The sequence below is a fragment of the Paenibacillus sp. FSL H8-0104 genome (assembly GCF_038050215.1).
Classification (GTDB): domain Bacteria; phylum Bacillota; class Bacilli; order Paenibacillales; family Paenibacillaceae; genus Paenibacillus; species Paenibacillus amylolyticus.
This window is the reverse complement of sequence record NZ_JBBOTC010000001.1, coordinates 1,944,300-1,959,047: the sequence shown is the minus strand read 5'-3', so window position 1 is coordinate 1,959,047 and position 14,748 is coordinate 1,944,300. Positions and strand designations below refer to the sequence as shown.

13 protein-coding genes are annotated in these 14,748 nt (G+C 44.2%); 2 read left to right on the top strand and 11 right to left on the bottom strand.

The annotated features are described in order from the left end of the window. Positions 1-56 precede the first annotated feature (56 nt). The 8 genes from NST38_RS08950 to NST38_RS08915 all read right to left on the bottom strand — a co-directional run bounded on the left by NST38_RS08950 (position 57) and on the right by NST38_RS08915 (position 8,295). A complete protein-coding gene (locus NST38_RS08950; RefSeq protein ID WP_036610165.1) occupies positions 57-1,019 on the bottom strand; it encodes an ABC transporter permease in 963 nt (320 codons plus the stop codon). Further along, the gene (locus NST38_RS08945; protein ID WP_076252454.1) at positions 1,020-2,099 is read right to left on the bottom strand and encodes an ABC transporter permease; all 1,080 of its coding nucleotides are present in this window, start codon (positions 2,097-2,099) and stop codon (positions 1,020-1,022) included. It lies immediately after the preceding gene. Beyond that, complete coding sequence (locus NST38_RS08940) at positions 2,092-3,630, bottom strand: ABC transporter ATP-binding protein (protein WP_036610171.1); 1,539 nt, start codon at positions 3,628-3,630, stop codon at positions 2,092-2,094. The genes NST38_RS08945 and NST38_RS08940 overlap by 8 nt, the downstream gene beginning before the upstream one ends. A gap of 299 nt (positions 3,631-3,929) precedes the next feature. After that, positions 3,930-4,970, bottom strand: a complete 1,041-nt coding sequence (locus tag NST38_RS08935) for a BMP family lipoprotein (RefSeq protein ID WP_076252456.1) — start codon at positions 4,968-4,970, stop codon at positions 3,930-3,932. Positions 4,971-5,549: 579 nt separating this feature from the next. After that, the gene (gene rplT, locus NST38_RS08930; protein WP_017689664.1) at positions 5,550-5,909 is read right to left on the bottom strand and encodes a 50S ribosomal protein L20; all 360 of its coding nucleotides are present in this window, start codon (positions 5,907-5,909) and stop codon (positions 5,550-5,552) included. A gap of 88 nt (positions 5,910-5,997) precedes the next feature. Continuing rightward, entirely contained in the window at positions 5,998-6,201 is a 204-nt protein-coding gene (gene rpmI, locus NST38_RS08925) for a 50S ribosomal protein L35 (RefSeq protein WP_017689665.1), read from the bottom strand. Between the two features lie 24 nt (positions 6,202-6,225). Then, the gene (gene infC, locus NST38_RS08920) at positions 6,226-6,720 is read right to left on the bottom strand and encodes a translation initiation factor IF-3 (protein WP_017689666.1); all 495 of its coding nucleotides are present in this window, start codon (positions 6,718-6,720) and stop codon (positions 6,226-6,228) included. 336 nt (positions 6,721-7,056) lie between these two features. Then, entirely contained in the window at positions 7,057-8,295 is a 1,239-nt protein-coding gene (locus NST38_RS08915; RefSeq protein ID WP_036610177.1) for a glycosyltransferase family 2 protein, read from the bottom strand. Between the two features lie 711 nt (positions 8,296-9,006). Between NST38_RS08915 and NST38_RS08910 the strand changes: the two genes are divergently transcribed. Both NST38_RS08910 and NST38_RS08905 read left to right on the top strand, forming a co-directional pair. Continuing rightward, a complete protein-coding gene (locus tag NST38_RS08910; protein ID WP_017689668.1) occupies positions 9,007-9,534 on the top strand; it encodes a phosphatase PAP2 family protein in 528 nt (175 codons plus the stop codon). A gap of 50 nt (positions 9,535-9,584) precedes the next feature. Then, positions 9,585-10,736, top strand: a complete 1,152-nt coding sequence (locus NST38_RS08905) for a UDP-N-acetylglucosamine--LPS N-acetylglucosamine transferase (protein WP_036669745.1) — start codon at positions 9,585-9,587, stop codon at positions 10,734-10,736. Between the two features lie 140 nt (positions 10,737-10,876). Here NST38_RS08905 and NST38_RS08900 read toward each other — a convergent pair whose 3' ends face one another. The 3 genes from NST38_RS08900 to NST38_RS08890 all read right to left on the bottom strand — a co-directional run bounded on the left by NST38_RS08900 (position 10,877) and on the right by NST38_RS08890 (position 14,396). Next, on the bottom strand, positions 10,877-12,430 hold the full coding sequence (locus tag NST38_RS08900) for an ABC transporter substrate-binding protein (protein ID WP_076252459.1): 1,554 nt from the start codon (positions 12,428-12,430) through the stop codon (positions 10,877-10,879). 100 nt (positions 12,431-12,530) lie between these two features. Next, positions 12,531-13,394: a carbohydrate ABC transporter permease gene (locus NST38_RS08895; protein WP_370511436.1), complete on the bottom strand. Its 864-nt coding sequence runs from the start codon at positions 13,392-13,394 to the stop codon at positions 12,531-12,533. Between the two features lie 96 nt (positions 13,395-13,490). Beyond that, positions 13,491-14,396: an ABC transporter permease gene (locus tag NST38_RS08890; protein WP_017689672.1), complete on the bottom strand. Its 906-nt coding sequence runs from the start codon at positions 14,394-14,396 to the stop codon at positions 13,491-13,493. Between the last annotated feature and the right edge of the window lie 352 nt (positions 14,397-14,748).

Genomic DNA, 14,748 nt, shown 5'->3' with positions numbered 1-14,748 from the left:
ACAAGGCGGACCCTTTATCAAAACTCTGAATAGCTAAACTGATATAGAAAAGGTTGTTACCTTTTCCCCGGATCATATGCTTCACCGAGTGCAGACGGAGCCGAAGAACGTCCAACCGCTGCAACGAGAACGATGATGGTAAGCAGGTAAGGCAACATGAAAATAATTTCCTGGGGAATACTTTGTGACCATTCAAACAACTGTACATAGTTTCGGATCGCTTGTGAGAATCCAAAGAAGACAGCCGCACCAAAGGCACCAATCGGATTCCACTTACCAAAAATCATAGCTGCAATGGCAATATAACCTTGGCCGGAAACCGTATTGTGTGAGAATGTACCCGTAGTCGTCAACGTAATCGCAGCTCCACCAATAGCCGCAAGCGCACCACTGATCATAACGCCAATATAGCGATAACGAAGCACTTTAACACCAACCGTATCAGCCGCACTTGGATGTTCACCTACAGAACGAAGGCGCAGACCAAATGGCGTTTTGAACATGATGTAATACGTCAGGAATACGAACAGAATGGCCAGATATGTTGTTGGATATACGTTCTTGAAGAAGGCTTCTCCAAGCAAAGGAATGTCTTTCAACAATGGCACATCAAACTTGCTGAAGCCTTGAACCAACGGTGAATCACCAGAACCTTCAAACAACAGTTTAACCAAGTACAACGTACTTCCTGCTGCCAAAAAGTTAATGACGATACCACTGATAATCTGGTCTGCCTTAAATGTGATAGACGCAACGGCATGAATCAGAGATACCATTACGCCCAATACAATCGCGAGCAAAACCCCCATCCAGGCCGATGTCGTTCCGCCCATGCCCGCTTCTTGAGCATAATGCGCCCCGATTCCAGCTGCAAAGGCACCAAAGACCATAAAACCTTCAAGTCCAAGGTTGGTTACACCTGATTTTTCCGAAAAAATTCCGCCGAGTGATGCAAAAATCAATGCCGTAGCAAAGACAAGCGTCGTATTGATAATTTGCCCAATTGTCAACAAGTCCATCTACAACACCTTCTCTTTCTTACGCTTCGAATAGAACGGTTTAAGTATCCAGCGCACGATGCCTTGTGCCGCAATGAAGAAGATAATCGAACCGATCACAATCCGAATAATCTCAGGCGGAACATCCGCAGCAAAACTCATACCTGCAGATCCGTACGTGAGGGTACCAAACAACACTGCCCCCAATAACACCCCAAACGGATGATTCAAACCAATCAGGGCAACTGCAATTCCGTCAAAGCCTGTTCCCGGTGAACCCGACATTACGGTTTGGTATTGGAACACACCAAGAACCTGGAATGCACCACCAAGACCGGCTAGCATACCACTGATAAACATCGCTTTTACGATATTCCGGTTAACATGCATACCTGCATATTCAGCGGCATTAGGGTTGTAACCTACCGCGCGGATTTCATAACCTTGTTTTGTTTTCCACATATAGATATAAAAGAGCACAGCCATCACAAGGGCAATCAACGTCCCCATGTGTACACGGGAATTGCCCATCAGCTCAGAGAGCCATGTCAAACTAATCGAAGCCGATTCGCTGATATCCACGGAACGATTCTCGCCCTTCAACAGCAAGAATTGGCGAACGATAAGGTTGGCGAGATATAGACCAATCCAGTTCAACATGATACTACTGATAACTTCATTGACCCCACGCGCTGCTTTCAGATAACCAGCAATCGCGGCCCACAGACCACCAAACAATGCACCGGCAATCAAAGCCAGTGGCGCATGAAGGTAGATCGGCAAACCTGCAAACTTAACACCAACAAATGTTGCAGCGGTCATACCAACGAGAAATTGACCTTCTCCACCAATGTTAAACAACCCTGCACGTGATGCAAATGCAAATGCGAGTCCAGTCATGATCAGTGGCGTCATTTCCCGTACTGCTTCACCAAAGTTGTACATGTCGCCAAATACCTTGGTGAACAATGCACCATAGGCTTCAATTGGATTGTAACCACCAATCAGCATGACAACTCCACCGAGAATAAGACCCATAATAATAGCTACTACAGGCAAAATAAATGAATCTCGGGTAAACCATCTCAATACGTTATTCATGCGCAGTACCTCTCTTTTGGGTGCTGCCCGCCATCATCAAGCCGAGCTCCCTGTCATTGGTTTCTTCCGGCAGCACCTCGCCAACGATCTGTCCTTCATAAATAACTGCAATTCGGTCAGATACATTGATAATCTCATCAAGCTCAAATGAAATCAGCAGAACAGCCTTCCCTTGGTCGCGCTGTGCAATCAGTTGCTTTTGCACGAACTCAATAGCCCCTACATCCAAACCACGTGTTGGTTGCGCAGCGATAAGCAGTTCAGGGTTTTTATCTACCTCACGGGCGATAATGGCCTTTTGCTGGTTTCCTCCGGACAAGGACCGAGCTTTGGTCTCGATGCTTGGTGTACGCACGTCAAATGCCTCAACAAGCCGCTTCGCCTGCTGTTTGATGGCATCGAAGTTAAGGAACCCTTTACGGGTGTATGGTGCTTTATAATACGATTCCAGAACGATATTTTCGCTCACTGAAAAATCAAGTACAAGTCCGTGTTTATGGCGATCTTCCGGAATGTGGGCTACACCCGACTCCGAGATATGGCGCGGAGAATGATTGGACAGCTCCTTGCCTTCCAAAAGAATCGAACCGCTCTCTACTTTACGAAGTCCGGTAAGAGCTTCAATCAGTTCACTTTGCCCGTTACCATCCACGCCTGCGATTCCGACAATCTCTCCTGCACGTACGTTTAGGTTAAGTTGGTTCAGAACCGAAATACCTTCTTTATTCTTGGCCGTTAATTTACTGACTTCGAGCACATTGGCTCCAGGTGTAGCCGGTTTTTTGTCCACTTTGAATGTGACATTCCGCCCCACCATTTTCTCTGCCAGCTCATTCGGATTTGTTTCCGAAGTTTTGACCGAATCAATCACTTTACCCCGACGAATAATCGTTACCGTATCGGAGATTTCCATGATTTCTTTCAGTTTGTGCGTGATCAAAATAATGGACTTTCCTTCAGCTACAAGCTTCTTCATGATGATCATCAGTTCTTTGATCTCTTGAGGAGTCAATACGGCTGTAGGCTCGTCAAATATCAGAATGTCTGCACCGCGATACAACGTTTTAACAATCTCTACACGTTGCTGCATTCCGACAGAAATATCATGAATTTTGGCATGAGGATTCACCTTCAGTCCATACTGTTCGGAAAGACGCTGAACTTCAGCGGCTGCTTTTTTATAGTTAATATTGAGACCCTTCGTTGGTTCAGATCCCAAAATAATGTTCTCTGTTACCGTGAACGGCTGTACAAGTTTAAAATGCTGATGCACCATGCCTATGCCAAGATCGATCGCTCGGTTAGGGCTGTCGATGATGACAGGCTTGCCATTCACTTCAATGGAACCTTCATCTGGCTGATAGAGACCAAATACAATATTCATCAACGTTGACTTACCAGCGCCGTTTTCGCCCAGTAGCGCATGGATCTCGCCCTTACGAAGCTGAAGGCTGATGGCGTCGTTGGCAACAATGCCTGGGAAACGCTTCGTAATTTGTTTTAACTCAACGACGGGGGTTGCTGCACCCATGTAATCACCCTTATAACTGATATAGTGTGGTTCCGCAAACGTAAAAAAAAACGTCTATCGACGTACTTTCAAAGAAGACAGACCGCGCTTAGCTGAAGTTTTTCTTGCGATAATCGAATGGTTCAGCTCATTAAGAACAACTCAATTCCATTATCTTAAGAAAAGCTCCTACCGGAGCGTTGGTGCACAGTGACCTTGTACAATTGTTATGATGACTTGATCAAATGTTCCTGTTCTTGCAATCATAAGGCCGGTCAAGACCGGCCCCAATGATTATTCATTTGCGACTTAGATCAAAATTACTCTGTAGGAACTTTGATTTCGCCGCTGATGATTTTTTCTTTGTACTCTTCTACTTTTGCAAGTGTATCAGCAGATACATTGGCAGTAGAGGTATCAGCAATACCTACGCCGTTTTCTTTCAAAGTCAGGTTCTCGGAACCACCAGCGAATGTACCATCAACTACTTCTTTGTTAACGCGCTTAACTGCTTCGTCAACTTTTTTGATCATGGAAGTCAAAGTGATCTCATCACCAAACTCAAGAGATTGATCTTTGTCTACACCGATAACCCATACATCTTGACCTTGTTTCTTACGAGCACTTGCTTCGTTAAACACACCGTTACCTGTTGCGCCAGAAGCGTGGAAAATAATATCTACGCCTTCATTGTAAAGTGTTGCTGCTGCTGCTTTACCCAAGTCAGGTTTATCAAATGCACCTGTGTAGTTAGAAATGAATTGAGCATCAGGGTTAACTGCTTTAACGCCTTCTCTGAATCCTACTTCAAACTTTTTGATCAGTGGGCTTTCCATACCGCCTACAAAACCAATTTTGTTGGATTTTGTTGTCAGACCAGCCACAACACCAACCAGGTAAGATCCTTCTTCTTCAGCAAATGTTACGGATTTAACGTTAGGAGCATCAACAACACTGTCGATGATCGCGAGTTTAGCATCAGGGTTTTGCTCAGCTACAGTTTTGATTGCATCAGCCAATTGGAAACCGATACCCCAAGTCAGATCATATCCGCCTTTAACGAATTCGTTCAGGTTAGGAATGTACTCTTCATCGGATTTACTTTGCAGGTATTTAACAGCAGTACCTGTTTCTGTTTCAGTCGCTTGCAGAGCTTCCCAAGCGGATTGGTTAAAGGATTTGTCATTAACTCCACCTACGTCAGTAACCATACCGATTTTGAGGTCGGATTTCGCTTCAGTGGATGTGCCACCTGTATCTCCTCCGGCATTTGTTTCTTCTTTCGGTTTGCTACCGCAACCTGCGAGCATAACCGATACCGCCAGCAACATTACCAAAGACAAGCTGAGCATCTTTTTCATTTCTCTTTTTCCCCCTTAATGATATATCCCTCATTCCAATCCAGCCTACAATTGAACGGTTAACAGATAGCAGGAATGACTTTTATGCAGAATGTATGGTTTCTTCGACATTAAAAGCGCATTCTCACCCTTGAAGCATCCTATCATCTGTCGAAAAACCGAACATTATGACATGGAGAGAAAAATCTAGGACTAGCCTACTAGAGGTGATTATACAATCAACCAGTGTTAAAATCCAGATGTTTCATCACCAAAAATCACATATTTTTGTTCTTTTTTTATTGAAAACGCTTAATAATTTAGCGATTTAACACACTAACGTTACAACGATGTGATGTTATATAACAAAAACATATCGTGAACTTTAGTGATGAGAGGGATTTACCTGTTTTTATTTGTATTATTTCACCGTTCGTATTTTATGTATTCCAATGGACCGTTATTCACCAGTTATCTGGTTTCATTGTTCCCTTCCAGACTACAGCCTATTCGCTCTACTCATTCAGAGATTCATCTTCTAATTTCTTCCAAGCCGTAAAAAAAGCCGCCATATAGGTACGGCGGCTTGTATCATACAATTTAAGCGTTGATTTTGCCTTTAGCTACAGTAGCCAAAGAGTTGAACGCATTGATGTCGTTAACGGCCAGATCAGCCAACATTTTGCGGTTCATGTCTACTCCAGCAAGTTTCAAACCATGGATCAGTTTGTTGTAAGACAAACCATTCATACGTGCTGCAGCATTGATACGAACGATCCACAGTCTGCGGAAGTTACGTTTCGTGTTGCGACGGTCACGGTATGCGTATACCAGGGATTTCATTACTTGCTCGTTAGCTGTTTTAAAAATACGGTGTTTGGAACCGAAATAACCTCTTGCCAGTTTCAAAACCTTTTTATGACGACGACGTACTACAAAACCGCCTTTTACTCTTGCCATATTAAAGAACCTCCCAAATAAATATAAATGTATCCGTGGTATGTGTACGGCCGTAGCCGATCCCCCATACGGAATGTACTAATTAAAATTAGCCTTTCAAGTTAGCCAAGCCTTGTTTCAAACGTCTAACATCCCCGGCAGCCATAACTGGGTTACCGTTCAGAACGCGCTTAGCACGTTTGGATTTGTGGGAAAGCAAGTGGTTTTTGTGAGCTTTGTAACGAAGGACCTTACCGGAACCGGTAATTTTGAAGCGTCCTTTCAAACTGCTGTGTGTTTTCATTTTAGGCATTTTGTGTTTCCTCCTCCAATGTTATCAGGCTTTAGGAGCCAAAATCATGATCATACTGCGGCCTTCCAATTTCGGTTGACGTTCAACAGTACAAAGTTCTGCAACTTCTACCTTAACGCGCTCCAAAATCCGTTGACCAATCGCGGCATGTGCAATTTCACGTCCGCGATAACGAACAGAACATTTCACTTTGTCGCCTTCGTTCAAAAACTTAACTACATTACGAAGCTTCGTTTGATAATCGTGCTCCTCAATATTGGAACGGAACCATACTTCTTTAATATCAACAATTTTCTGGTTCTTACGGGCTTCTTTATCTTTCTTTTGTTGCTCATAGCGGAATTTGCCATAGTCCATAATACGACACACCGGCGGTTTAGCCTGTGGTGCCACATTGACCAGATCCAAATTCAGGTCAATCGCCATTTGCAGTGCTTCGCGAATGGGCGTAATCCCAATTTGTTCTCCTTCAGCTCCGACAAGGCGTACTTCCTTCGCCCGAATCTCATCATTAATCATGTGATCTTTACTAATAATCGTCCACCTCCAGGTCATTTTGAATATCCAGTTACACAAAAATAAAAGGGATGCCGGTCAAGCTACCGACATCCCTGTAATCAACACAATTCTTCATGAGTATACACTTCATAAATTATTGGGATCGTTGACCAGCCAACATGTTTGTTGATCAGGTGAGAAGTCGGACTTCTGCTTGTGATTCCATTACTATTCGTTTTAAGGCACTTGAATACTATATCACCCATGAAACACATTGTCAACATTTTTCACAACTTTTTTTTCGCAAATTATACATTTGTTATATCAGATGTCAACAAAGTATCGCACGCATGTTCCTTACCCTTGCTTGCTCTGTACCTCATCCAACCGTACAACACGTGTATGTTGAGTGTGGCTCCACTGTTTGTTGTTCTGCGTAAAGAAAGCGTAGAACGTAATCGGGTACCAAGACAGCAGGTAGATCGGGAACAAAATCAGATATAGATAAACTTTGGCAAAGGTAACCTTCTCCAGCGCCATGGACAACAGGAACGTCAGAATGTTCAAACCAATAGCCACGAACCCAACCCATAACGGGAAGTATCCATAAATATTAGCAATGTGCGGACCACTGAATATAGCCATGTCTACCCACATCACAGCCGTCATCAGGAACGTAAGCAACACCACATAGACATTGGCTCCGTAGATAGCAAGGTCAAATTTCACCAGGCTTCTTTCCTTAATGGACTGCCATAACAGCGGGAAGAAGTATCTACGTGCAACTGTAAAGTGACCTTGCATCCAGCGCAGACGTTGTCTCGCTGAAGCTTTAAATGTTAATGGCTTCTCATCAAATACTTTGGCGTCATAGTTGAAAACAGGATACACATTACGTTGCACACTGCGCATCGTAAACTCCAGATCCTCAACCAGACTTGTTGCACCCCAACCAATTTCCTTCAACAGGTTGGTCTCAAAGCACATTCCGGTTCCTCCGAGGAAATTCGCCATATTCAAGTTATGACGAGACAACTGCCACAGACGGTTGATGTACCAGTAAGATACACCGTAAGCTGCTGTAATCCAGGAATCCTCCGGATTTTTCGTATCAATGTATCCTTGGATAACACGCGAACCATTGTTCAAGTCATCATTCATCTCAAGCAAGAAGTTACGGTCAACCAGGTTATCCGCGTCAAACATAACAACTGCGTCATACTGACGTGGCAATTTCCACAGGTACTTAAGCATCCATTCGATGGCGTACCCTTTACCTCTTAAATCGGCATTGGTACGTACACAGGCGTTTAATCCATGCTCTCTGACAATTTGAGCCGTTCCATCCGTACAGTTGTCACAGATGACAAACACATCGTACAGATCTTCCGGATAATCAAGTTGTTTCAAGTTCTCCATCAAGGCACCAATGACTTGTTCCTCATTGTGTGCTGCGACGAGTACAGCGAATGATTTTGTCGCCGGATAATGTTTCTTTTTCTTTTTCTTAATCAGACCGAACAGCGAAAACGTGAATTGGTACACGGCTAGCAGTGCCAGAATGACCTGCATCGTGACGAATATAGCGTCCAACATCGTTCTCTGTTACCCCCTTTTTTTCAAAACCCAGTTTACTCAAGCATTTCTCTTCCTGATTCTGCAATTTATTTTTTTTTGATCTGCAGAATATGACCCTGTTCTTTTGTGTACTACGTGAATATATCAGGCAATGTTTCAAAGCTTGGTTGCTATCAGTTGGCTGCTTTATCGATTCTGTATCCTTTTCAGTCATTTGTCAAAACCCCAATTCCACTTTTTGAAGCAGAAATGTGATCTTTAAACGCTGAATAGACACTTCGTGATACCACAACCTCGCATTCATGCCTGTTATATCTTATTTTCAGCCGTTTACTTGATTTTTATTTCTAAAGTCCCTGCTTTTTTCATCAGCATGTTATTCTTCGTCAGAGGCTCTATAACAAATAACGCAAACAGACCTCAAAAAGTTTGAAACAGAACTCACATTTTTTTTACCTCATTTCAGCCATGTTGAATCATTGTATCTTTTTTGGCTGACCCAAGTCAAAAAGTTAAGATGGGTATATATCCACTCTTTAACATGAATTTCACTTTCTTTACATGGGTTCTTCTTGAAAAGGACAACATTTAAAAATATGATAAACATATACCTGAAATAACCTCAAGTTCATGAAAAACGGTTATATACTAATCAGGACGAAACCGGATGCAGAAAATCACCGGAAATAATGCCGCCATTACGGGCGGCCTGACTGGCAGGAGGCCAATATGAGCCGTTTATTCTTAAAGTTTCAAGATTATGATCGAAATGTTTTTATGTGGATCAACGGCCGACTTCATAATCGTTTTATGAATTTTTGGCTGTATTATTTCACCCATCTGGGTGGAGCAACTTCATCTATTGCAATATCGTTGTTAATCTGGCTGCTTGCTCCAGCTCCATGGAGCACAACAGGACTCCAGGCATGTATCGCCCTTGCGGTCAGCCACATCCCTGTAGCCATCGCGAAAAAATTGTATCCCCGCATTCGACCTTATCTGGCCTTGCCGGATACAATTACGTTCCGTAATCCCCTGACGGATCACTCGTTTCCTTCAGGGCACACAACTGCCATTTTTTCGGTCACAGTTCCCTTTATGACCACTGATCCAATCTTATTGCTAATATTGTTGCCTGTGGCCCTTATTGTCGGATTCTCTCGAATTTATCTGGGGTTACACTATCCTTCCGATGTTCTGGCGGGTGCCACAATAGGTACTTTAGTCGCACTTGCAACAGTTGCATTCTGGTCTTAAAGCCGATATGTTAGACTCAGAAAAACCTAGCAGGAACAGGTGAAGTAAGCGTGGAGAAAAAAAGAGTATTACTATTATCTGAAGGCTTTGGTACGGGTCATACTCAAGCCGCCTATGCACTGTCCAGCAATTTGCGAAAGCTCTCGCCAGACGTGCAGACAAAAGTGCTTGAATTGGGAAGTTTCTTAAATCCAAAGGTTGCACCTCTGATTATAACAGCATACAAAAAAACGGTTACCAACCAACCCAAACTTTTCGGATACGTATACAGACACCAATATAAAAAATCATTGAACAGGCTGACCACACTGGCGTTGCATAAACTGTTCTATACACACACACGCAGCGTTGTGCGCCAGTTACGTCCCGATGCGATTGTCTGTACACATCCGATTCCAAGTGCTGTCATATCCAGACTGAAACGTCTGGGTGTACAGGTTCCCCTATGCACAGTCATCACCGACTATGATGCACATGGGACGTGGATTAACCGTGAAGTAGACCTTTATCTGGTTTCTTCAGATGAGGTTAAGTCCAAACTAATGCTACGAGGCGTACCTGCAGACAACATTCGAGTCACGGGCATTCCGGTGCATCCAAATTTTTGGGAGCATCCCGGGCGAGAAGAGATCCGAAGCAGATTTAACCTCAAGAACATGCCTACTGTACTGGTGATGGGCGGCGGTTGGGGAATGCTCAGCGACAAGCTGGTCCATCCGCTGCTGACACGCTGGCATGAAGATATTCAGATCATTTTTTGTCTCGGTCGCAACGATAAAACACGGATCAGCATGGAACAGAACCCCATGTATCGCAAAGAAAACATTCACATTATGGGATACACCAACGAAGTGGACAAATTAATGGAAGTATCCGACCTTCTGATTACCAAACCTGGGGGAATGACATGCAGTGAAGGCTTGGCCAAAGGAATTCCCATGTTGTTCCACAATCCTATACCTGGTCAGGAAGAAGAAAACGTCCATTATTTTACGGCAAGAGGGTTGGGAGAACCCATAACTTCGCCCGACGTAGTGGTTAAATGGATGAACAAGCTGTTGCATCACTACCCGGATGTTGTACGTAAACGCAAACGTCATCTGGCGGAAATCGCCAAGGTTCATCCAATGCAGAGCGCTCAAAGTATTATCGATCTGCTGGAGGACGTTCGTCCTTCATCCGCAGAAGAGGCCCGTTTATGAATTTATCCCATTAGGATGTCGCTTCCCGTATTCTTCGTCCAATCATGCCTCTAACCAACGGCTTCAAACAAGCCTGCAACCACATTGAAAAGGTGCCTTCGAACCTGAAGGCACCTTTTCTTTATGAAGGAAAGTACAAACTATTGAGTGCCTGCTGACTTCAAATACTCCTGCCACTGCTTGGTGTATTCTGTCTGAATTTTTTCCAATCCTGCTTGTTTAGCCTTCTCCATAAATGTGTTCAATCCAGCCTCTACGTCTGCCACCAAACCTACATTAAGCGGATACAGATATTGTTTTTCCACTTGTTCCAATGCAGCCTTCTCGGCTTGGTACGGTGTCCAGTCTTCAGCAAATCCGGTATAAATATCCGGCTTCTTGATTTTGTCGAGATCTTCAAACATGGTCAGCACGTCATCAAAGGTTTTGTCATAGAGCATGAATTCCGGATTACGCCAAGCCCAGCCATTCATGCCTTCACGCGGGAAGCCGTTGGTTTGTGCATCTCCGACCATTTTGTAGTATCCATTATCTACCTCGAAGTTTTTGCCTTCAACGCCGTATTCAGTCAACCAATTATATCGTTTGTCTGTCACCAGTTTCTCATAAAATGCCAATGCTTTTTCCGGGTTTTTACTGCTACGCGGAATCGCAAAACCATTGTGGATCGGGTGAACCGGTTGTGCAAACCCTTTCGCATTCGGGTACGGGAAATAAGCCAGTTTCCAATCTGGATGAGTAGACTGCACCTTGATAACATCTGCATTAAATTTGTTCGGGTTCTCCCCGGACAGAACAACAGCCGCTTTTCCATTTTGCAGCAATGAGTTGGAAGTATCCTTTACATTCAGTACGTTTTTCGGGAAAAAGCCTTTATCCATCCAGCGTTTGTATGTTTTCAGGTCTTCCAGATGTTGCGCCGATCCCCAGTAGGACGTCACGGTTGTTGGTGTTTCATACATAATATCCAGTCCATATGGAAGTTGACCTGCTGTATTAACCAGCTTGGATGTCAATTGACGAATACCATGGGTATGGTTGGCATTGCTATCCGCAATCGGAATCATATTGGGTTCGTTGGCTTTGATGCCCTCCAGATACGCTTCTAGCGTCTCCAAGGATTCCGGTTTTGGAAGATTGTACTTCTCGCGCAAGTCCTCACGGTACGCAATTCCCTCGGTTACATACTCAATCCAAGTTGATGGAACAGTATAGATTTTGTCATTGATTTTGACAGCATTCCACATGTCATCAGGTACATGAGCTTTCAGCGCCGGCGCTGCCGTAGGCAGCATTTCATCCAGTGGCAGGAACGCGCCCTTCTTGGCATAGGACTGGTAGAATGTCCAATCCGCTGTGAAGATCAGATCGATCGGCTGTCCGGAAGACAGCAGCAGTTTATATTTTTGATCCCAGTCGGTCCATGAGGTGTAGTTGAATTTCACATTGACGTTCAGATCAGCCTCCGCCAGCTTATTGATCTCGGATTCAATAACAGGTAGATCTTTCGGAGCATCCCCAAGCATGTAAAATTGGAGCGTGACTTTCTCGCCTTTGTTCCCGGATGTTCCTCCCTGCTCGCTTCCTTGCGTCGATCCCCCCGAATCGTTATTACATGCGGCAAGTACCCCGGCGAACAACATCAGGGCAAGTACCAGAGACAGGTGCCGAATTGTTTTGTTACGCATACGCATCCTCCCTTTTTGTGGTGAACCTTTATATGTTAGCGCAGACTCGCCATGTTTCAGACCTGAAATGATATCAGTGGCCTGACGCCCACAGCGCGTTCACGTTCTAACCTTTCACTGCACCAATGGTGAGTCCTTTAACAAAATAACGTTGTACAAACGGATACAGGAACAAAATCGGTCCCGTTACAACGATAGCCATTGCCATCTTGGTTGATTCGGTAGGCACATCCTGACTGAGTGTGATCCCTGTGCCAATCGCCATCTGGTCAATGAATGTAATCGTGTTCATCGTGTTGTAGAGATAAAATTGAAGTTGGTACATATCCGGGTTGTTAATGAAGAGGGATGAGGTAAACCAGTCATTCCAGTAACCCAGTGCCAAAAACAGCCCTACGGTGGCGATACCAGGCATCGCCAGTTTCAACACAATGCTGAAATAGATGCGGAAGTCATTCGCTCCATCAATTTTGGCGGACTCAATCAATTCATCCGGCACTGCCGAGCGAATGAAGTTTTTCATCAGGATAATGAGGAATGGCGTCATCAACCCCGGGAAAATAAGTACGGTGTACGTATCTGTGAGATTGAAGTAGTTCGCCAGCATAATGTACCAAGGCACAAGTCCCCCACCAAACAGGGTTGTGAAGTAGATAAAAAACGAGAACGTGTTCCGATATTTAAAATCCTTACGCTGGAGCACAAATCCGGCCATCGTGATGAGGAACAGCCCTAGCGTAGTCCCCACCACCGTTGTAAAGACCGTTACTCCATAAGCCTTGAGTACCTGAGTCGGGAATTTGAACACCATTTTGTAACCTTCCAGGGAAAAGTCCGTTGGAAAGAGGTGATAACCATCCCTCACAATGGACTCGTTGCTGCTGAATGAACCGGATAGAATCAGCAGGAACGGTAGCAAGCACATGATTGATAAAATGATGATGAAGCTGTAGGAAATCAGTTGAAACATGAAAGTGAATTCCGAATCTCTGAGACGAGTATTCGTACGAGTGTGAGTATTCATTGGCGTGTTCATGATCGTTCTCCCTCCTGCCCTGCGGGCGTTCTAGAACAAGGCGTAATCCTCATTTACTTTGCGGATAATATAGTTGACGGTCATGATCAAAATGAATCCAAACAAGGACTGATACAGACCAGCAGCCGTTGCCATCCCGATATCAAACGTTACTTTCAGTGAACGATACACATACGTATCAATAATATCTGTAGCGTTGTACAACACCCCGTTGTTGCCGATCAGTTGATAGAACAGGTCAAACTGCCCCTTCATAATGCTGCCGAGTGAGAACAACAACAGGATGACAAAGGTTGGCTTCAGCATCGGTACTGTAATGTACCAGATCCGCTGAAATATATTGGCCCCGTCGATTCGGGCAGCCTCATAATACTCATCACTGATACCCGTTATGGCGGCCAGATAGATGACCATGCTGTATCCAAGATTTTTCCACAGATAAAAGATGATGATCAGGAACACCCAGATCCAGGGTGTGTTATAAATGTCGACCGGGCCGGCCTCAAAACGTTTGAGCACCGTGTTCACAAAACCCGACTCGTAGTTGAACATGTTGTAAGCGATTACACTTAATAGTACAAATGAGATGAAATACGGCAAAAACATGACGGATTGCGTGATTTTTTTGAATAACCTGCCCCGGATTTCGCTAAGCATGATCGCACAGAAGATCGCCAGACCGTTTCCTAATATAATGAAGGCGAGATTGTAACCCACAGTGTTGGTTGTGAGCTTCAGCAGCATTCCGGATTGCCACAGGAACTTAAAGTTCTCCAGACCGACAAATGGACTACCAAATAATCCGCCTTCAAAATCATACCGGGTGAACGCATAATAGATGCCGACCATCGGAAAATACGAGTTAATCAGAAAAAAGATCAGCGTGGGCAACAGCATCAGAAACATGATTTTGTTTTTGTTCAATTCTTTGAGCATGGCTCGATCCCTCCCGAATTTCTTGCGGTGCTGCGTGGTGGAGCTCTCTTTTTATTGTAGATGCTCTCTTCACTCACGAATACTGAAGCTTCCCGTCAGAAAATGAACGATTCTGCGAAATGAACTATGAACAAAACGAACGAACCATGAAATGAACAGACATCGACACACATCTGTTCACAAATGTTGATATCGTGCATAGGCTACACCTAGTGAACAATCCAGCGAAAGCTGAACTTTATGTAGAGAAAACAGGCAAAACAACCTGTCCATCATTGATGTAAACGCATACATAATATATAATTCAAGTTACTCTTGCTCTTCTGCTCATCCAACTATGAAGCCTCACGTA